General features: G+C 63.2%; 16 protein-coding genes. 2 read left to right on the forward strand and 14 right to left on the reverse strand.

All coding sequences use genetic code 11. The annotated features are described in order from the left end of the window. Positions 1-240 precede the first annotated feature (240 nt). Positions 241-999 carry a fumarate/nitrate reduction transcriptional regulator Fnr gene (gene fnr / locus OX459_RS18045; RefSeq protein ID WP_092609777.1) on the forward strand — a complete coding sequence of 253 codons (759 nt, stop codon included), beginning with the start codon at positions 241-243 and terminating at the stop codon, positions 997-999. A gap of 124 nt (positions 1,000-1,123) precedes the next feature. Here the strand turns inward: fnr and OX459_RS18050 are convergent, their stop codons facing one another. From OX459_RS18050 to OX459_RS18115, 14 genes are all read right to left on the reverse strand, one after another. After that, the gene (locus tag OX459_RS18050) at positions 1,124-1,648 is read right to left on the reverse strand and encodes a FixH family protein (protein WP_251349655.1); all 525 of its coding nucleotides are present in this window, start codon (positions 1,646-1,648) and stop codon (positions 1,124-1,126) included. A 102-nt stretch (positions 1,649-1,750) separates the two neighbouring features. Next, positions 1,751-3,133, reverse strand: coding sequence for a cytochrome c oxidase accessory protein CcoG (gene ccoG / locus OX459_RS18055; protein ID WP_099666002.1), 1,383 nt, complete (start codon positions 3,131-3,133; stop codon positions 1,751-1,753). Between the two features lie 2 nt (positions 3,134-3,135). Further along, on the reverse strand, positions 3,136-4,056 hold the full coding sequence (gene ccoP / locus OX459_RS18060; protein WP_070278469.1) for a cytochrome-c oxidase, cbb3-type subunit III: 921 nt from the start codon (positions 4,054-4,056) through the stop codon (positions 3,136-3,138). Then, positions 4,049-4,252 (reverse strand): cbb3-type cytochrome c oxidase subunit 3, encoded by a 204-nt coding sequence (locus OX459_RS18065; RefSeq protein ID WP_034782719.1) that lies wholly within the window; start codon positions 4,250-4,252, stop codon positions 4,049-4,051. Before OX459_RS18065 ends, ccoP begins: the two co-directional genes overlap by 8 nt. A gap of 1 nt (position 4,253) precedes the next feature. Continuing rightward, positions 4,254-4,868: a cytochrome-c oxidase, cbb3-type subunit II gene (ccoO, locus tag OX459_RS18070; RefSeq protein WP_070278467.1), complete on the reverse strand. Its 615-nt coding sequence runs from the start codon at positions 4,866-4,868 to the stop codon at positions 4,254-4,256. A gap of 15 nt (positions 4,869-4,883) precedes the next feature. Next, positions 4,884-6,311, reverse strand: a complete 1,428-nt coding sequence (ccoN, locus tag OX459_RS18075; RefSeq protein ID WP_034782722.1) for a cytochrome-c oxidase, cbb3-type subunit I — start codon at positions 6,309-6,311, stop codon at positions 4,884-4,886. A 237-nt stretch (positions 6,312-6,548) separates the two neighbouring features. Continuing rightward, positions 6,549-6,725, reverse strand: a complete 177-nt coding sequence (gene ccoS / locus OX459_RS18080; RefSeq protein ID WP_289906053.1) for a cbb3-type cytochrome oxidase assembly protein CcoS — start codon at positions 6,723-6,725, stop codon at positions 6,549-6,551. Then, positions 6,725-9,163 (reverse strand): heavy metal translocating P-type ATPase, encoded by a 2,439-nt coding sequence (locus OX459_RS18085; protein ID WP_289906054.1) that lies wholly within the window; start codon positions 9,161-9,163, stop codon positions 6,725-6,727. The genes ccoS and OX459_RS18085 overlap by 1 nt, the downstream gene beginning before the upstream one ends. A gap of 22 nt (positions 9,164-9,185) precedes the next feature. Further along, the gene (locus OX459_RS18090; RefSeq protein WP_289906055.1) at positions 9,186-9,950 is read right to left on the reverse strand and encodes a sulfite exporter TauE/SafE family protein; all 765 of its coding nucleotides are present in this window, start codon (positions 9,948-9,950) and stop codon (positions 9,186-9,188) included. Between the two features lie 9 nt (positions 9,951-9,959). Next, positions 9,960-11,408 carry an oxygen-independent coproporphyrinogen III oxidase gene (gene hemN / locus OX459_RS18095; RefSeq protein WP_099666007.1) on the reverse strand — a complete coding sequence of 483 codons (1,449 nt, stop codon included), beginning with the start codon at positions 11,406-11,408 and terminating at the stop codon, positions 9,960-9,962. A gap of 24 nt (positions 11,409-11,432) precedes the next feature. Next, positions 11,433-13,091 carry a PAS domain-containing methyl-accepting chemotaxis protein gene (locus tag OX459_RS18100; protein ID WP_289899735.1) on the reverse strand — a complete coding sequence of 553 codons (1,659 nt, stop codon included), beginning with the start codon at positions 13,089-13,091 and terminating at the stop codon, positions 11,433-11,435. A gap of 195 nt (positions 13,092-13,286) precedes the next feature. After that, complete coding sequence (locus OX459_RS18105; RefSeq protein ID WP_289906056.1) at positions 13,287-15,395, reverse strand: EAL domain-containing protein; 2,109 nt, start codon at positions 15,393-15,395, stop codon at positions 13,287-13,289. A gap of 45 nt (positions 15,396-15,440) precedes the next feature. Next, positions 15,441-15,872 (reverse strand): inner membrane protein YiaA, encoded by a 432-nt coding sequence (yiaA, locus tag OX459_RS18110; RefSeq protein WP_289906057.1) that lies wholly within the window; start codon positions 15,870-15,872, stop codon positions 15,441-15,443. An 84-nt stretch (positions 15,873-15,956) separates the two neighbouring features. Further along, entirely contained in the window at positions 15,957-16,904 is a 948-nt protein-coding gene (locus tag OX459_RS18115; RefSeq protein ID WP_289906058.1) for a DUF808 domain-containing protein, read from the reverse strand. A 191-nt stretch (positions 16,905-17,095) separates the two neighbouring features. Between OX459_RS18115 and OX459_RS18120 the strand changes: the two genes are divergently transcribed. Continuing rightward, positions 17,096-17,737, forward strand: a complete 642-nt coding sequence (locus tag OX459_RS18120; RefSeq protein WP_289906059.1) for a LysE family transporter — start codon at positions 17,096-17,098, stop codon at positions 17,735-17,737. The last annotated feature ends 24 nt before the right edge of the window (positions 17,738-17,761 follow it).

Raw genomic sequence — 17,761 nt, forward strand, 5'->3', positions numbered from 1 at the left:
TTCAGTACCGGGCGGCACAGGCGGCAGATAATGCTGTCAGGAATTTTCCTATCAATACCCCAGCTTGGCAAGCGCCACCGCGCAAATTGCCCGCCCCATACGGGCTTTTGACGATGTTGCCATATAATTAAAGGCTGGACGTCGTTTATTCGCCGAATTTACGGTGAAATTGGCATACGGCAACCCTGTATGCGGCTGTATGCAGTAAACTTGTTGTTGCATTTTCTAAAAGGTACCGACATGACTGAAGCGCTACTCACTCCAACCTTGCCCACCGTGAACGTGGAGGCGTTGCGTGCGCGATGCTCGACCTGCAGCATGCATCAATTGTGCCTGCCGATGGGCCTCGATGTGGGCGACATGGACAGGCTGGATCAGATCATCGGCCGCCGCCGCAAGATTGTGCGCGGCGCCTCGCTGTTCCGCATCGGCGACTCGTTCCAGAACCTGTATGCGATCCGCCTGGGGCATTTCAAGACGTACCAGATCAATCCGGGCGGCGAAGAGCAGGTGACGGGCTTCCAGATGGCGGGCGAACTGCTGGGCATGGACGCCATCAGCGCCGACCGCCACCACTGTAATGCGGTGGCGCTGGAAGACAGCGAAGTGTGTGAAATCCCGTTTTCCAGCCTGGAACAATTGCTGGGCAATATGCCGACCCTGCTGCGCCATTTCCACCGCATGATGAGCCAGGAAATCACGCGCGAGCAAAGCGTCATGCTGTTGCTGGGCAATATGCAGGCGACGCAGCGCTTTGCCGCCTTCATCGTCAACCTGGCGTCGCGCTATGAAGCGCGCGGCTATTCGGGCAGCAATTTCCAGCTGCGCATGTCGCGCGAGGAAATCGGCAACTACCTGGGCCTGACCATCGAGAGCGTCAGCCGCCTGCTGTCGAAGTTCAAGAAGGAAGGCTGGCTGCGCGTCTCCAACCGGGAAATTGAAATCCTGCAGCCGGCGAAATTGAAGGCGATTACGGCCGGCACGGACACCTGCAAGTAACAGCACCGTCAAAACCTGCTGCACGTCGCGCTTTGCGGCCTGCGATGCTCGCTGTGCTATAGCACAGCTGCGCTTCTCAACCACAAATCACTGCCGCTCGCTACGGTTTTCCCGGCGCTGTACGTTATAGCTCTTCATCCGCATGCAGCGCGATGCTGCGCTGCAGGGGCCAGGTCCAGATGCCGGACAGGCGCCACTCGCGTTTGTCGTTTTCCACCAGCACTTGCCAGCGGCTGCGCTCGAGCATCGGCAGCGCCACGGAAAAATTGCCGGCCGCGTCGGGCTGCACCAGCACCTTGATATCCTTTTCCGGCAGGGTCGCATGCGCCAGGTGCAGCTGCAAAGGCGCCTGATAGGCCTTGCCGAAGCTGTGCACGGAACCGGTCAGGCGCGCTTGCGCCACGTCATACGACAGGCGCGTATCCATCGCCAGGTCGCTGGCGATCGTGTCGCGCTTCAAATCCTGGTTGATCGCCTTGCCCTGCTTGTAATAATCGCCCACCACCAGCGCATCGGGCTGCGTAAACGCGATATAGCCCATGAAGCTGCCGACGACCACGGACAGGCCGGGGCCGATCATCAGCAGCCATGGCCAGCGGTGCTTGTACCACGGTGCAACGGGTGCTTGCAGTTTCAGACTGTCGGACATGATATTTCTCCTGTTTAATCAGCCAGTCCCCGCATGGGGACCGGCCTTCCTGCAACTTCGTGGCGGCGGCGAGGGCACCCGGTCCCCGTCCGCCTTTCCTTGTTAACGTGGCACGATGAATACCGCGCTTTCACGCACATGCAGCGATGGGTCGTCCAGCGATTGCAATTCGATCGCAATCTTGTTCGAGCCCTTCTCTCCCACGCCGTGCGGCACGCGCAGGCGGATGGGCCAACCCAGCGTTTCCGTCGGCTGCAAGGTCACTTCTTCGCGCGTCAGCAAGGTCAGGCCCGGCAAGCCGGAAGCGCTGATTTTGAAATGCTGGCTTTGCTCCGATGTGTTCATGATCTGCAGGCGGTAGACGTTTTCGATCATGCCGTCTTCCACTTCGCGTCCCATCGAACCGCGGTCGCGGATCACGTCCATTTTCAGGGGCGTGCGCAGGGCCAGCGAAGTACACACGGCGATGATGATCAGGGCCAGGATGGAAGTGTAGATCAAGACGCGCGGGCGCATGGCGCGCTGGCGTATCTGCTTCGAATTGAAGTTGTTTTCCATCGCATGGTCGGTACTGTAGCGTACCAGTCCCCGTGGCCGGTCGACCTTGTCCATCACGCTGTTGCAGGCATCGACGCAAGCGGCGCAACCGATGCATTCATACTGCAGGCCGTTACGGATATCGATGCCGGTCGGACACACCTGCACGCACAGGGTACAGTCGATGCAATCGCCCAGCTTGTCGTTGTTGCCGGCCTTCTTGCTCATGGCGCCACGTGGTTCGCCGCGCTTGGCATCGTAGGTGATGATCAGGGTGTCCTGGTCGAACATGGCGCTCTGGAAGCGCGCGTAGGGGCACATGTATTTGCACACCTGCTCGCGCAGCCAGCCCGCGTTGCCGTAGGTTGCCAGGCTGTAGAACAAGACCCAGAACCATTCCCAGGGACCGAAATTGAGCGTGGTCACCGACTGTGCCAATTCCTTGATCGGCGTGAAGTAGCCGACAAAGGTAAAGCCCGTCCACAGGGCGATGGCGCCCCATACCAGGTGCTTGGCCGTCTTCTTGAACGCCTTGCGCACGGAGGGGCCCTGCTTGTCGAGGGCCATGCGCGCGCTGCGCGTGCCCTCGATGCGGCGTTCGACCCACAGGAAAATTTCCGTGTATACCGTTTGCGGGCAAGAGAACCCGCACCACACCCGCCCGGCAATGGCCGTGACGAGGAACAACAAATACGCACAGATGATCAGCAGGGCCGCCAGATAGATGAAATCCTGGGGCCACAGCACGACGCCGAAAATGTAGAACTTGCGCGTGGTCAAATCGAACAGCAGGGCTTGCCTGCCATTCCAGGTCAACCACGGCAAGCCGTAGAACGCGAGCTGGGTAAGCCATACGCATACCCATCGCCAGGTAGCGTAGCGTCCTTTGGCCTCGCGAGGGTAGATTTGCTCGCGGGCCGCATACATCTTGATGACTTGAGGTTCCATTTTTACTTTGCGGGTGCCTGCGGATTCGACAGGCTCCAGACATACGCCGACAGCACGTGTACCTTGGATTCGCCGAGGAAATCGCTGAAGGCCGGCATGGTGTTGCTGCGTCCCTTGCGTACGGTTTCCATGATGGTGTCGGCGCTGCCGCCGTACAGCCAGGTCTTGTCTGTCAGGTTTGGCGCGCCGAGCATCTGGTTACCCTTGGCATCGGCGCCATGACAGGCCATGCAGGCGCCGAACTTGGCCTTGCCCAGCACGGACTTGACGGGATCCGAGGTCGAGCCGGACAGGCTCAGCACATAATGGGCCACGTTCTCGACATCCTTTTCGGAGCCCAAGGCGGCGCCCATCGGTGGCATTTGCCCATTGCGGCCGTGCATGATGGTGGTCTTGATGATGTCGGGTTCGCCGCCATACAGCCAGTCCTTGTCCGTCAGGTTGGGGAAGCCCTTGTTGCCGCGTGCATCCGAACCGTGGCATTGCGCGCAGTAGGTCAGGAACAGGCGCTGGCCGATGGCTTGCGCCTGCGGATCGGCGGCCACCGTCTTCAAGTCCTGGCTCAGGTACTTGTTGAACAGGGGACCGTAGTCGGCTTCCGCCTTCTTCAGCTCTTCCTCGTACTGGCCCGTCGATTTCCAGCCCAGGCTGCCGGCATAGTTGCCCAGGCCTGGATACAGGAACAGGTACGCCAGCGAGAAGACGATGGTGATGTAGAACAACCACATCCACCAGCGCGGCATCGGCGTATTGAGTTCCTTCAAGTCCTCGTCCCAGACGTGGCCCGTGGTGCCGTCAGCAGGGGCGCCCTCGACCACTTTGATTTTCGACTGCGAGTACAGCAGCACGCCGCAGCCGATGATGCCCAGCAGGGACAGCACGATGATGTAGATATTCCAGAAGCCATTGGTAAAGTCAGCCATGGTTATGCTCCTTCGCCAGGGTCATCTCGGCCTCGGCCGGATAGTCGAGCGCGTCGTCGGCGAACGGCAGGCGTGCCGCCGCGTCGAAGTCGCTGTTGCTGCGGCTGAACGTCCACCACAGGATGCCCACGAACGTCGTAAAGGAAACCACCGTCATGACGCTGCTGGCGCTGTCAAACAGGTTTTCGATTGCCATGCTAATTCCTTGTTTTGATTAATGTACCGAGGCCTTGCAGATAGGCGACCAGGGCGTCTTCTTCCGTCTTGTCCTGCAGCTGCGCGGGGCCGGCGGCGATCTCTTCATCGCTGTACGGCTGGCCCAGGCGTTTCAGGGCGCGCATCTTCGGCATGATGTCGTCAGGCACCAGCTTGGTCTTCGCCAGCCAGGGGTAGGACGGCATGTTCGATTCGGGCACCACGTCGCGCGGGTTGTTCAAGTGCGTGCGGTGCCATTCGTCGCTGTAGCGCGCGCCCACGCGGGCCAGGTCGGGCCCCGTGCGCTTGGAACCCCACTGGAACGGACGGTCGTAGACGAATTCGCCGGCGACCGAATAGTGGCCATAGCGTTCCGTTTCCGCGCGCAGCGGACGCACCATCTGCGAGTGGCAGTTGTAGCAGCCTTCGCGCACGTAAATGTCGCGGCCTGCCAGGCGCAGCGGCGAGTACGGTTTCAGGCCGGCGACGGGTTCCGTCGTGCTCTTCTGGAAGAACAGGGGAACGATCTCGACGGCGCCGCCGATGCTGATCACCACCGTGACCAGGGCGATCAGCAGCCAGGGGTTTCTTTCAATCCATGCATGTGAAAATTTCATTTGCTTTCGCTCCTATCAGGCGTGCGCCGCGTTCAGTTCCGGAATGCGGGCGACGGGGAGTTTGCTGCCGCGCAGAGTCATCCAGGTGTTGTAGCCCATGATGCACATACCCGACAGGTACAGCAGGCCACCGGCCACGCGCACCACGTAGTACGGATACGTCGCTTTCACGCTCTCGACAAAGGTGTAGGTCAGGGTGCCGTCCGGATTGACCGCGCGCCACATCAGGCCCTGCATCACGCCGGCGATCCACATTGCGGCGATGTACAGCACGATGCCGATGGTGGCCACCCAGAAGTGCACGTCGACCAGGCGCGTGCTGTGCATCTGCGTGCGGCCCGCGAGGCGCGGCAGCAGGTAGTAGATCGAACCCATGGTGATGAAGCCCACCCAGCCCAGGGCGCCCGCATGCACGTGGGCAACGGTCCAGTCGGTGTAGTGCGACAGCGAGTTGATGGTCTTGATCGACATCATCGGACCTTCGAAGGTGGCGATGCCGTAGAACGACAGCGAGACGATCATGAATTTCAGGATCGGGTCGGTGCGCAGCTTGTGCCAGGCGCCCGACAGGGTCATGATGCCGTTGATCATGCCGCCCCAGCTTGGTGCCAGGAGGACCAGCGAGAAGACCATGCCGATCGATTGCGTCCAGTCAGGCAATGCCGTGTAGTGCAGGTGATGCGGGCCCGCCCACATGTAGGTGAAGATCAGCGCCCAGAAGTGGACGATCGACAAACGGTACGAGTACACGGGGCGCTCGGCCTGTTTCGGGATGAAGTAGTACACCATGCCCAGGTAGCCGGCGGTCAGGATGAAACCCACCGCGTTATGGCCATACCACCACTGGATCATGGCGTCCTGCACGCCCGCATACGCGGAATACGACTTGGTGAACGAGGCTGGCATGACGGCGCCATTGACCACGTGCAAGATCGTCACGGCCAGGATGTAGGCGCCGAAGAACCAGTTGGCCACGTAGATGTGCTTGACCTTGCGCTTGATCAAGGTGCCGAAGAAAACGATGGCGTAGGCGATCCAGACGACGGCGATGAGGATGGCGATAGGCCATTCCAGTTCCGCGTATTCCTTGCCGCGTGTCATGCCCAAGGGCAGGGTGACGACGGCGCACAGGATCACTGCTTGCCAGCCCCAGAACGTGAAGGCGGCCAGTTTGTCGGAAAACAGGCGCACCTGGCAGGTGCGTTGTACAACGTAGTACGAAGTAGCGAACAGGCCGCAGATGCCGAAGGCGAAAATCACCGCATTCGTGTGCAGCGGACGCAAGCGTCCGTATGTCAGCCATGGTATGTCGAGGTTCAGGGCAGGCCAGGCCAGCTGAGCGGCGATGATAACGCCAACCAGCATGCCGATGATGCCCCATACCACAGTAGCGACCGCGAATTGCTTCACGATCTTGTAGTTATAGTTCAGCGATTGATCCACAAAGACTCTCCCTGGAATTACTATTTATGATGGTGGCCAGAGAGTAAGTGTTTGACCGGGAAAAAACTTTGATGTGGATCAAAATTCCCCGGATGAAATAAGCGTAGCGAAGTGGCATCGAAATAAAGTGATATTTCGATCAAAAAAGCCATGCAAGATCCCTGCAAGCGCTGCTTGACCTGTGTCAAAAGACGCTTGCCGGCGCAGGCGGGCGCCAGCGTATTGCGTGGGAAAAAGTCAGGCCGGCGGTTCGCCGGGCGCCGGCTTGGCCGTCGTATCGTCGTCCTGCAGCACGCGCAGGCCAGGTCCGACGAGGTCGTCGAACTGGCCGCTGTCCGAGGCCGTGAAATACACCCACAGGGCGATGAAGACGACCACGACGCTTAAGGGGATGAGGAGGTAGAGAGCTTCCATTAGACTTTCCGCAGGCGCAGGGCGTTGGCGATGACGACAGCCGAGCTGGCAGCCATGCCGACGCCGGACAGCCAGGGGTTGAGGAAACCCAGCGCGGCGGCCGGGATGGCCGTCAGATTGTACAGGGTTGCCCAGCCCAGGTTTTCGCGGATGATGCGCATGCTGCGCGCCGCCGTTTTCGCCGTGTCGAGCACGGAAACCAGTTGGCTCGACAGCAGCACCGTGTCCGCATGCGCCTGCGCCAGCGCGGCGCCGGAACCCATGGCGAAGGAGACGTCGGCGCCGCTCAGCACGGCAGCGTCGTTGATGCCGTCGCCCACCATCGCCACCACGGCGCCCGTGGCCTGCAATTGCTGGACGAAATCGAGTTTTTCATCGGGCAGGCATTCGCCGCACGCCGTGTTGATGCCCAGTTCCGTCGCCACGCTTTGCGTCAGCGCTTCCTGGTCGCCGCTGAGCAGCACGACTTGCTTGCCGCGCCGGTGGAAATACGCGACGACGTCAGCCGCTTCCGGGCGCAGCGCGTCGCTGAGTAAAAAGCGCGTCAGCCAGCGCCCCTGCGTGCCCAGGTACAGCGGCGTCATGCCCTGCATGCCGACGGCCGTGTCGCCCAGCGGCGGCCCGGCGAGGGCGGCGACAAAGGCCGCATTGCCCAGGCGGTAGCGCACGCCGTCGACGATGCCCTCCAGGCCCTGGCCTTGCACTTCTTGCAATTGTTCCGCATGCGCGCGCGGCGGTTGTCCTGGCAAGCCTTCTGCCGCTGCCAGGATGGCCTGCGCCAGCGGATGGGCGCTGCCCGCTTCCAGCGCGGCGGCCACCTGCAGGCAAGCGTCCTCGCCCATGCTGCCGAGCCCCTCGGTTTGCCGCAGCACGGGCCGGCCCAGGGTCAGGGTGCCCGTCTTGTCGAAGACGATGTGGGTGGCGCGGTGCAAGGTTTCCAGCACATGCGGCTGGACGATCAGCACGCCGCGCCGCAGCAGGCTGTCGGTGGCGGCCGCCAGCGCCGTCGGCGTGGCCAGTGACAGCGCGCAGGGGCAGGACACGACCAGCACGGCGATGGCCACGGGCCACGCTTGCGACGGGTCATGCCAGCTCCAGAAGGCGAACACGGCGATGGCAAACAGCAGCAGGCCCAGCACGAACCAGGCGGCGACCTTGTCGGCCCATTGGGCGATCTGCGGCTTGCCGCTGCCGGCCCGCTCGATCAGTTTCAACAGGTCGGACAGGGTGCTTTCGCGCGCCGGTTTGAGCACGCGCAAGATGAGCGCCGCGCTGGCGTTGATCGCCCCGCCCGGCACCCGTTCTCCCGTTTTTCTCCGTTGCGCCGCGCTCTCGCCCGTCAGCAGCGACAGATCGAGCGCGCTCGTGCCTTCGATGATGACGCTGTCGGCGGCGATCGCCTCGCCCGGTTTGACCAGAATCACGTCGCCGACGGCCAGGCTGCCGGCCGGCACCAGGGTGGTGGCGCGGTCGTCCGGGAAGCCCGCCATCAGCGACGCGGAGGCGGGCAAGGCGTGCTGCAGGCGCTCCAGCGCCGAGGCGGCCTTGCGGCGCGCCTGCAGCTCGAAATAGCGGCTGCACAGCAGCAGGAAGATGAACATCGTGGCCGAGTCGTAATACACCTCGCCGCGGCCCGTGAAGGTCGCCACCACGCTGCCGAAGAAGGCCGCCAGGATGCCCAGCGCCACGGGCACGTCCATGCCCAGGGTGCGCGCGCGCAAACTGGCCCAGGCGCCCTGGAAGAAGGGCATGGCCGAATAGCAGATGGCCGGCAAGGTCAGCAGCAAACTGGCCCAGCGCATCAGGCTGGCCATATTGTCATCCAGCGTGCCATCCTCGGCCAGGTAGGCGGGCGCCACGTACATCATCACCTGCATCATCGACAGGCCGGCGACGAACAACTGGCGGCCCAGGGTCTTGCTGGCCTTTTGCAGGCGCTCGCCATGGCGCACGGCATCGTAGGGATAGGCCGTGTAGCCGACCTGGCGCACGGCTTGCAGGATGTCGCCCGGTTCGCATTCGGCGCGGCTCCAGCGCACGTACAGGCGCTCCGTGGCGACGTTCAGGCTGGCCGCCTGCACGCCGGGCAAACGCGTCAGCTGGCGCTCGATCAGCCAGACGCAGGCGGCGCAGCGGATGCCTTCGACGGACAGGGTCGCCTCGCAACTGCTGGCGTCGCGCGCGAATTGCGCGTCGTCATTGCTGTACAGGCGCAGCTCGGGCGGCACCAGGGTGGCGTCGGCCGCGTTGACGGCATATTCGTCGCGGTCGCGGTAATACGCGCTCTGGCCGATGTCGACGATGGTTTGCGCCACCGCTTCGCAGCCGGGGCAGCACATGGCGCGCGGCACGTCGTCGATGGTGACGAGCCAGCTGGAGCCGACGGGGACGGGCAAGCCGCAATGGAAGCAGGCGGACGGTTTTAACACAGCATTCATGGGTTTGTTTTCATGCGTCTTTTCATGGATGGCCCGTGACGCACAGGGCGTCGAGCCAGCCCAGCGACACGCCATTGGCGGCGCGCAGCAGGCCCAGCACGCCAAAGCCCAGCACCAGCAAGCCGCTGGCGATGCGCACGGGACGGCGCTGCATCTGCGCGCGCAGGCGCGTGCCCAGCAAGCCCATGCCCAGCAGGGTGGGCAGGGTGCCCAGGCCGAAGGCGGCCATGGCGGCCGCGCCGTTCAGGGCCGAGCCTTGCATCATGGCCGTCAGCAGGGCGCTGTAGACCATGCCGCACGGCACCCAGCCCCACAGGCCGCCCACGGCCAGCGCCTTGAACGGCGTATCCATCGGCATCAGCGGCTTCAACAGGGGGCGCACGCGGCGCCAGATCACGTTGCCGGCCGCTTCCAGGTGCGCCAGGCCGCGCCAGGCATCCATCAGGTACAGGCCCAGGGCGACGAGCATCAGGTTGGCCAGCCAGTAGCCGGCCACTTGCAGGGACGCCAGGTGCAGCATGCCGGCACCCGCCAGGCTGCCGGCCAGGGCGCCGGCCAGCATGTAGCTGGCGATGCGCCCGCCGTTGTAGGCCAGCACGCGCAGCACGTTCGATTGCACGCTGGTCTGCAATGCGGGGCGCGCCACGGCGATGGCGATCACGGGGCGGGCGGGCGCAGTGCTGCCGCTGATCGACAGGGCACCGACGATGCCGCCGCACATGCCGATGCAGTGCACGCTGCCGGCCAGGCCGACCAGGAACATGGGCACGAGGCTGAGGGCATTCATCGGGCGGTATTACACCGTTTTCGAGTAGCGCAGCGGCTGCACCGCGTCCGGCGCCGTGTTGGCGCGCGCCAGGGTCAGGTAGCGGTCGAAGACCATGCAGATATTGCGGATCAGCAAGCGCCCTTTCGGCGTCACCGTCAGCCAGTCTTCCTCGATGACGAGCAAGCCATCTCTCGCCAGTTCGCGCAGCTTGTCCAGCTCGGCGGCGAAATAGCTACGGAATTTGACGGGGTGCGCCTGCTCGATGGTGGCGATCGACAATTCGAAATTGCACATCAGCATCTGGATGATGATACGGCGCAACAAATCGTCTGTATCGAGCTTGATGCCGCGCGCGATCGGCAGCACGCCTTCGTCGAGTTTTTCGTAGTACGCGTCGAGCGTTTTTTCATTCTGGCTGTACACGGCGCCCACGGAGCTGATGGCCGACACGCCGCAGGCGATCAGGTCCGCCTCCGCGCGCGTCGAATAGCCCTGGAAGTTGCGGTGCAAGCGGCCCTGGCGCTGCGCTACGGCCAGGTCGTCCGTTGGCTTGGCGAAATGGTCCATGCCGATGTACACATAGCCGGCGGCCGTCAGGCGCGCGATGCACAGGCCCAGCATGGCCAGCTTGGTGGCGCTGTCGGGCATGTCCGCGTCGAGGATGCGGCGCTGCGGCTTGAACAGGTGCGGCATGTGCGCGTAGTGGTACAGGGCGATGCGGTCGGGGCTGGCGTTGATCACCTTGCGCAGGGTTTCCGTCATGGTGTCCAGGTTCTGTTTCGGCAAGCCGTAGATCAGGTCGATGCTGATCGAGCGGAAACCGGCATCGCGCGCCGCCTGCATGATGGCCACCGTCTCCGCTTCCGGCTGGATGCGGTTGACGGCCTTTTGCACGTCGGCGTCGAAATCCTGCACGCCCAGGCTGATGCGGTTGAAACCTTGCGCGCGCAGCGAAAACACGCGTTCGCGCGACACGGTGCGCGGGTCGATCTCGATCGAATATTCGCCGTCTTCATCGGAAGCGAATTCGAAATGCTGGCGCAAATGCGCCATCAGTTCATCCATCTGCTTTTCGCTCAGGTAGGTGGGCGTGCCGCCGCCGAAGTGTAATTGCTCGATCTGGTTCATGCCGGCAAACAGCTTGCCCTGCATGGCGATTTCCTGTTTCAGATAGCTGAGATAGGTGGCCGCCTTGCTGCGGTCTTTCGTGATGATCTTGTTGCAGGCGCAGTAGTAGCACAGGGTGTCGCAGAACGGCACGTGCACGTACAGCGACAGGGGACGGCGGCCGCCGCGCATGCGCAGGGCGGCCAGCGCTTCGAGGAAGTTGCCGTAGCCAAATTCCGCATTGAAACGGTCGGCGGTCGGGTAAGACGTGTAGCGCGGGCCGGACTGGCTCATCTTGCCGATGATGACCGGGTCGAATTCGACGACGGCGTCCAGGTCGGCGGAAGCACTGCTGAGTAGTGTAGGCATGATGTGTGTAAAGTCTTGAAAGGTTTAGGCGGCCAGGCGTTTCATGGCGGGCTTGCCGGCGTTTGCGGCGCCAGACTTGCCGCCAGGCATGGCGACGCGGCGCGGTGGCGGCATCTTGCCGAAATTGAACAGGCTCACGGCTTGCGACAGGCTGGCCGCTTCTTCCGCCAGGCGCGTGGCGGCCGCGGCGGCTTCTTCCACCAGGGCCGCGTTCTGCTGCGTCACCTGGTCCATGTGGGCGATGGCCTGGTTGACCTGGTCGACGCCGATGCTCTGTTCGCGCGAGGCGATGGAAATTTCCTGCATGATGGCCGTCACCTGCTTGACGGAGCTGACCACCTGTTCCATGGTGGCGCCGGCGCGGTTCACCTGCAGCATGCCGGCGCCCACCTTGCCGACGGAAATTTCAATGAGTTGCTTGATATCCTTGGCTGCCACGGACGAGCGCTGCGCCAGGTTGCGCACTTCGCCCGCCACCACGGCGAAGCCCCTGCCCTGCTCGCCGGCGCGGGCCGCTTCCACGGCCGCGTTCAAGGCCAGGATGTTGGTCTGGAAGGCGATGCCTTCGATCAAGCCGATGATGTCGACGATTTTCTTCGACGAGGTGTTGATCTCGTCCATGGTGGTGATCACTTCGGAAACGATCTCGCCGCCCTGCACGGCCACTTTCGAGGCGGCCACGGCCAGCTCGTTCGCCTGCACCGAGTTGTCCGCGTTCTGTTTCACCGTCGACGAGAATTCCTCGATGCTCGAGGCCGTCTCTTCCAGGCTGGCCGCCTGCGATTCCGTGCGGCCCGACAAGTCCATATTGCCGACGGCGATTTGCTTGGTGGCCACGGCCATGGTTTCCACGTTGATGCGCACGTCGCGGATGGTGGCGATCAGGTTGCTGTTCATCTGTTGCAGCGCGCGCAGCAGTTGCCCCACTTCATCCGTGCTCTCCGTTTCAAAACTGCCCGACAGGTCGCCCGCGGCAATGGCCCGCGCGCCGTTCAGGGCCTTGCCCAGCGGCTTGAGCACGGACATGCGCAAGGTGTACCAGAGGAAAACGTTGATCAGGAAACCGAACAGGGTGGCGCCGAAGATGGCGTAATTGGTGATCTGGCCGCCGCTGGCGAACAGGCTGATGACGCACACCAGCAGTTGCAGGCAGTTGACGATGGAGGTGGCGGCCCAGATGCGCAGGTTGAGCGACATGTGCGTCAGGCTGTGCAGCAGGTGCGCCAGGCCCGGACGCACGATCTGCCCGTTCTTGATGACGATGTTGCCGCCTTCCTTGTTGCGGATGGCCGCGTAGGCTTCTTCGGCGGCCTTGACCTGGTCCTTGTCCGCCTTGACGCGCACGGACATGTAGCCGATGGTCTTGCCCGCTTCGCGGATGGGGGTGACGTTGGCGCGCACCCAGTAGAAATCGCCGTTCTTGCAGCGGTTCTTGACCAGGCCCGTCCACGGCGTGCCGGCCTGGATCGAGGTCCACAGGTCGGCGAACGCTTCGGCCGGCATGTCCGGGTGGCGCACGATGTTCTGGGGTGAGCCGAGCAGCTCGGCCTCGCTGAAGCCGCTGACCTGACTGAAGTAGGGGTTCACATACACGATATTGCCGTTCATATCCGTTTTCGACACGATGGCCTGATCGTCCAAGACGAGGACTTCACGGTTAGTCACTGGCAAATTTTGTCGCATGGTCGCGGCTTCCTGATCAGTTAAATAGGCAATTGGTGAGTAAGACTTGCACGATTGCAAGAATGGAGATCAGTGTAAGGAGTCGCCTGCGCAAATTTATTGATGTAGATCAAAATCCTCCAGATTGGTCGTGCTTGCACGCATTTAGCGATAGCAATGCGGCATTGTTTTAAAGATATTGGTTGCCGTCGGCGCTTAATCCACGCCCGCCGTCAGCGGCCGCAGGCTGCCCACGGCGTAGCCTTGCGCGTAGTCGATGCCCAGTTCGCGGATGACGGCCAGGGTGGCTGCGTCTTCCACGTATTCGGCCACCGTTTCCAGGCCCATCACGTGGCCCACTTCATTGATAGCCTTGACCATGGCGCGGTTGATGGCATTGGTGGCGATGTCGCGCACGAAGACGCCGTCGATCTTCAAATAGTCGACGGGCAGGGCTTTCAGGTAGCCGAACGAGGAAAAGCCGCTGCCGAAGTCATCGAGCGAGAAGCGGCAGCCCAAGGCCTTGAGCTGGCGCATGAACACTTGTGCCTTGGGCAGGTTGGCGATGACGGCCGTTTCCGTGATTTCAAAGCAGATTTGCTCGGGTGCAATCGCGAATGCCACGAATTGCTCGGTGATGTAGTCGTGCAAGCCGGCATCGGCCAGCGACATGCCCGACAGGTTGACGGAATACAGGGCCGGTGCGCGGCGTCGGCTTTCCGCCAGCGCGGCCAACGGCGGCAGGCTGTCGCGCACGCTCTGGATATGCGCGCAGACGGCGCGGATGACCCAGCGGTCGATGGACAGCATCATGTCGTAGCGTTCGGCGGCGGGGATGAAGGCGCCCGGCAAGATCAGGTCGCCCTTGCTGTTGCGGATGCGGATCAGCACTTCGTCGTGGTGTTCCGGGCTGTCGTGCAGGTGCACGATGGGCATGGCGTACAGGCGGAAATAGTCGTGGGCGAACGCTTCGTTCAGGCGGGAGATCCACAGCATCTCGCCATGCCGCTGCGCCAGCATGACGTCGGACTCCTGATATATATGGATGCGGTTGCGGCCCTGCTCCTTGGCCAGGTAGCAAGCCTGGTCGGCTGCGCTCAGCAGCTCGCTCATGGACTTGCTGTCCTGGCTGATTTCCACGATGCCGATGCTCACGCCCAGCTCGAAGCTGCGTTCGTCCCAGGCGAAACGGAAATCGCGCACGGACTGGCGCAGCTGTTCGCCGATCAGGCGCGCGTGTTCGAGCGGACAGTGCGGCAGCAGCACGCCCAGTTCGTCGCCGCCCAGGCGCGCCAGGATGTCGCTGTCGCGCATCCGCCCCTGCAGCATCTTGGTCAGCAGCTGCAGCAGCACGTCGCCGGCGCCGTGGCCGCAAGTGTCGTTGATGACCTTGAACTGGTCCAGGTCCAGGTACAGCAGCGCATGCGCGTGGCCATCCTGCTTGGCCGTGCGCAGGGCGCCGGCCACCAGGTGCTCGAATTCGCGCCGGTTGATCAGGCCCGTCAGGGTATCGTGCGTGGCTTGCCACGACAGTTCCTGGCTCAGCTTGCGCTCGTGGCTGACGTCGCGGAACACGACGACGGCGCCGAGGATGTGGCCGTCGCGCGACCAGATGGGTGCGGCCGATTCCTCGACGGCGATGCGCCGCCCGTCGCGCGTGACCAGTTGCGAGCGGGGTGAAATGCCGATGGCCTGGTGCTGTTGCAGGCAGCGCATGGCCACGTGCTCGCGTGCTTCGCCCGTGCGTTCATCGGCCAGCGGCATGGTCAGGCCGATGTCCAGGCCCTGCGCCAGCTCGTTGCTCCAGCCCGTCAATTGCTCGGCCACCCGGTTCAGGTAACGCGTCTTGCCCTGCGGATCGGTGGTGATGACGCCGTCGCCGATGGAGCTGAGCGTCACTTCGGCCAGTTCCTTGCGCTCGGCGATCATCAGTTCGCGCGCCATGTGCTCGGTGATATCCCAGATGATGCCCAGGGTGCGGTCGGGCCGGCCGCCGGCATCCATGAAGATGTGCGCCTTGGCCGCCAGCCAGTGTTCGCTGCCGTCGGGCCAGACGACGCGGTATTGCAGGGCGTAGCCGCCGCGCCGGCGCACGCCGTCCTGCAGCACGTTGACCACCTTGTCGCGGTCGCTGGCGTGCACGCAATCGAGAAAGCTGCGGAATGGCTGCGTCAGCGCCCGTTCTTCCAGGCCCAGCAAGGTGGCGCCCTTGGCCGACCAGCTGACCGTACCGTCGATGACCTGGCCAGCGACGATACGCGAATCCCAGATCGCCATGTGCGCCGCCTCCAGCGCCATCTGCAAACGTTTCTGCTGGTCGCCCATCATCCTCTCCCGACATGGATACAGGAATAGACGCGCCGCTGGTGTTTAAGTTCCCGGCAGCTCGGCGGGTGTGCTGGCCGAGGCGCGCGCCACGTCGCGCACATTCTTTTGCACGGCCACGGCGGCAAATAGGCTGAGCAGGAACGCCATGGCATAAAACCCTTTCTCGCTGTTTTGCAGGGTGGCGTTCCACAGGCCGACAGTCAATAACAGCAAGGCCAGCAGCACGGAGATCCAGCACAGGCCGAAATAGATGCCCGTGACGGCGATGCCCTCGGCGCGGTCGCGCACGGATTTCTGCAACGAAATGGCGGCGAACAGGCCATACATGAGGATGGTGAAGTAATAGCCCTTCTCGTTGAGCGCCATCGTGGCGTTCCACAAGCCGGACAGATAGGTGACGATGCCGATCAGCAATGCCGCCCAGGAGGCGCCGATAAAGGCGCTGCTGGGGCGTGGGGCGGGGGAAGCATGCATAGGGTCTCCATGGGCAGCGGGCGCCGCCGGCATGGCCGGGGCGGCAGGCACGGATGCGCCTGCCGCTCCATCAGACCAGAAAGCTTATTTGCTTGGCTTGATCATGCGCAACAAAGCCGACACGGCCGTGACGCCGGCCAGCACCAGACCGCCGGCGATGAGGCCGGCCACCGCGTTGATCAGGCTGGGCGTGACGGCCGCCAGCACGGGGCCGATGCCGGCCACGCCGCCGACGGCTTCCTCCGCGTGGTGCAGCATGCCGCTGGCCCACGGCCAGCCGTGCGTCAGGATGCCGCCGCCGACCATGAACATGGCCAGGGTGCCCACCACGGAGAGGACTTTCATCAGTTTCGGCGCCGCCGACACGAGCATGCGGCCAAAGCCGCGCACGCCGTCCATCAGCGCGCCCGCGCCCTTGCGTGCCGCCAGGTAAAAGCCTGCGTCGTCGAGCTTGACGATGCCGGCCACCAGGCCGTACACGCCCACCGTCATGATGAGGGCGATGCCGACGACGACGGCCACCTGTTCGGCGAAGGTGGCCGCGGCCACCGTGCCCAGGGCGATGACGATGATTTCCGCCGACAAAATGAAATCGGTGCGGATGGCGCCCTTGATCTTGTCCTTTTCCAGCGCCACCAGGTCGACCTGCGGGTCGCGCAGCGCCTGCGCCAGTTCGGCCTTGTGGCTGTCGTCCGGGTGCAGATACTTGTGCGCGATCTTTTCGAAGCCTTCGAAGCACAGGTAGGCGCCGCCCACCATCAGCAGCGGCGTGATGGCCCATGGCGCAAACGCGCTGATGGCCAGCGCGGCGGGCACGAGGATGGCCTTGTTCTTCAGCGAACCGACGGCGACGGCCCAGACGACGGGCAGTTCGCGCTCGGCGCGCACGCCGGCCACTTGCTGCGCGTTCAGGGCCAGGTCGTCACCGAGCACGCCGGCCGTCTTCTTGGCGGCCACCTTGGTCATCAAGGAAACGTCGTCGAGGATGCTGGCGATGTCGTCGAGCAGGGCCAGCAGGCTGGAGCCGGCCATCTCAGCGCGCTCCCACGGTGGTGGCAGGAAATTGTGGAGCGAGGAAAGTGTTGTTTTTCATGATGTTATTCTTGGTTGTACGGCAAGGAACGATGTGGCGAAGGCGTGACCGCGATCTTACCTCAGGCGGGGCCGGCAAGGCCGCACGGGCCGGGTTAAAATTGCCTCTCATCACCATTTTTGGAAACCGCATGCCCTTTGCCACCTGGATCACCTTTGTCATCGCCGCCTCCATCATCGCCGTCTCGCCCGGCTCGGGCGCCGTGCTGTCGATGTCGCACGGCCTGTCCTACGGGGTGAAAAAGGCCAGCGCCACGATTCTCGGCCTGCAACTGGGGCTGCTGGTGGTGCTGGGCATCGCGGGCGCCGGCGTCGGTTCCCTGCTGCTGGCGTCCGAAGTGGCGTTCAATATCGTCAAGACGGTGGGCGCGCTGTACCTGATCTACCTGGGCCTGTCGCAGTGGCGCGCCAAGGTGGCCGTGACGGGCGACCTGCATGCGGATGCCGTGGTGCCGTCCATGCGCCGGCGCGTGCTGACGGGTTTCCTGACGAATGTGACGAATCCGAAGGGCATCATCTTCATGGTGGCGGTGTTGCCGCAATTCATCAGCCCGACGTCTCCGCTGCTGCCGCAATTGCTGATCCTGGCCGTCACCATGTGCACGATCGACCAGATCGTCATGCACAGCTATGCCTTTTTAGCGTCCTCGATGCAGCGCTTCTTCCGCGACGCGCGCGCCGTGAAAAAGCAGAACCGCTTCTTTGGCGGCTTGCTGATGGCCGTCGGCGCCGCCCTGTTCTTCGTCAAGCGGGGCGGCCAGACGACATCCTGAGCCAGATCAAGATGCAAACATTTG

The sequence above is a fragment of the Janthinobacterium sp. SUN026 genome (genome assembly GCF_030397625.1).
GTDB lineage: Bacteria > Pseudomonadota > Gammaproteobacteria > Burkholderiales > Burkholderiaceae_D > Janthinobacterium > Janthinobacterium kumbetense.

What these genes read in the sequence shown, in the direction of transcription:
- fnr (WP_092609777.1), top strand. Translation starts at nt 241, where the DNA reads ATGACTGAAGCGCTACTCACTCCAACCTTGCCCACCGTGAACGTGGAG.
- OX459_RS18050 (WP_251349655.1), bottom strand. Translation starts at nt 1,648, where the DNA reads ATGTCCGACAGTCTGAAACTGCAAGCACCCGTTGCACCGTGGTACAAG.
- ccoG (WP_099666002.1), bottom strand. Translation starts at nt 3,133, where the DNA reads ATGGAACCTCAAGTCATCAAGATGTATGCGGCCCGCGAGCAAATCTAC.
- ccoP (WP_070278469.1), bottom strand. Translation starts at nt 4,056, where the DNA reads ATGGCTGACTTTACCAATGGCTTCTGGAATATCTACATCATCGTGCTG.
- OX459_RS18065 (WP_034782719.1), bottom strand. Translation starts at nt 4,252, where the DNA reads ATGGCAATCGAAAACCTGTTTGACAGCGCCAGCAGCGTCATGACGGTG.
- ccoO (WP_070278467.1), bottom strand. Translation starts at nt 4,868, where the DNA reads ATGAAATTTTCACATGCATGGATTGAAAGAAACCCCTGGCTGCTGATC.
- ccoS (WP_289906053.1), bottom strand. Translation starts at nt 6,725, where the DNA reads ATGGAAGCTCTCTACCTCCTCATCCCCTTAAGCGTCGTGGTCGTCTTC.
- OX459_RS18085 (WP_289906054.1), bottom strand. Translation starts at nt 9,163, where the DNA reads ATGAATGCTGTGTTAAAACCGTCCGCCTGCTTCCATTGCGGCTTGCCC.
- OX459_RS18090 (WP_289906055.1), bottom strand. Translation starts at nt 9,950, where the DNA reads ATGAATGCCCTCAGCCTCGTGCCCATGTTCCTGGTCGGCCTGGCCGGC.
- hemN (WP_099666007.1), bottom strand. Translation starts at nt 11,408, where the DNA reads ATGCCTACACTACTCAGCAGTGCTTCCGCCGACCTGGACGCCGTCGTC.
- OX459_RS18100 (WP_289899735.1), bottom strand. Translation starts at nt 13,091, where the DNA reads ATGCGACAAAATTTGCCAGTGACTAACCGTGAAGTCCTCGTCTTGGAC.
- OX459_RS18105 (WP_289906056.1), bottom strand. Translation starts at nt 15,395, where the DNA reads ATGGGCGACCAGCAGAAACGTTTGCAGATGGCGCTGGAGGCGGCGCAC.
- yiaA (WP_289906057.1), bottom strand. Translation starts at nt 15,872, where the DNA reads ATGCATGCTTCCCCCGCCCCACGCCCCAGCAGCGCCTTTATCGGCGCC.
- OX459_RS18115 (WP_289906058.1), bottom strand. Translation starts at nt 16,904, where the DNA reads ATGGCCGGCTCCAGCCTGCTGGCCCTGCTCGACGACATCGCCAGCATC.
- OX459_RS18120 (WP_289906059.1), top strand. Translation starts at nt 17,096, where the DNA reads ATGCCCTTTGCCACCTGGATCACCTTTGTCATCGCCGCCTCCATCATC.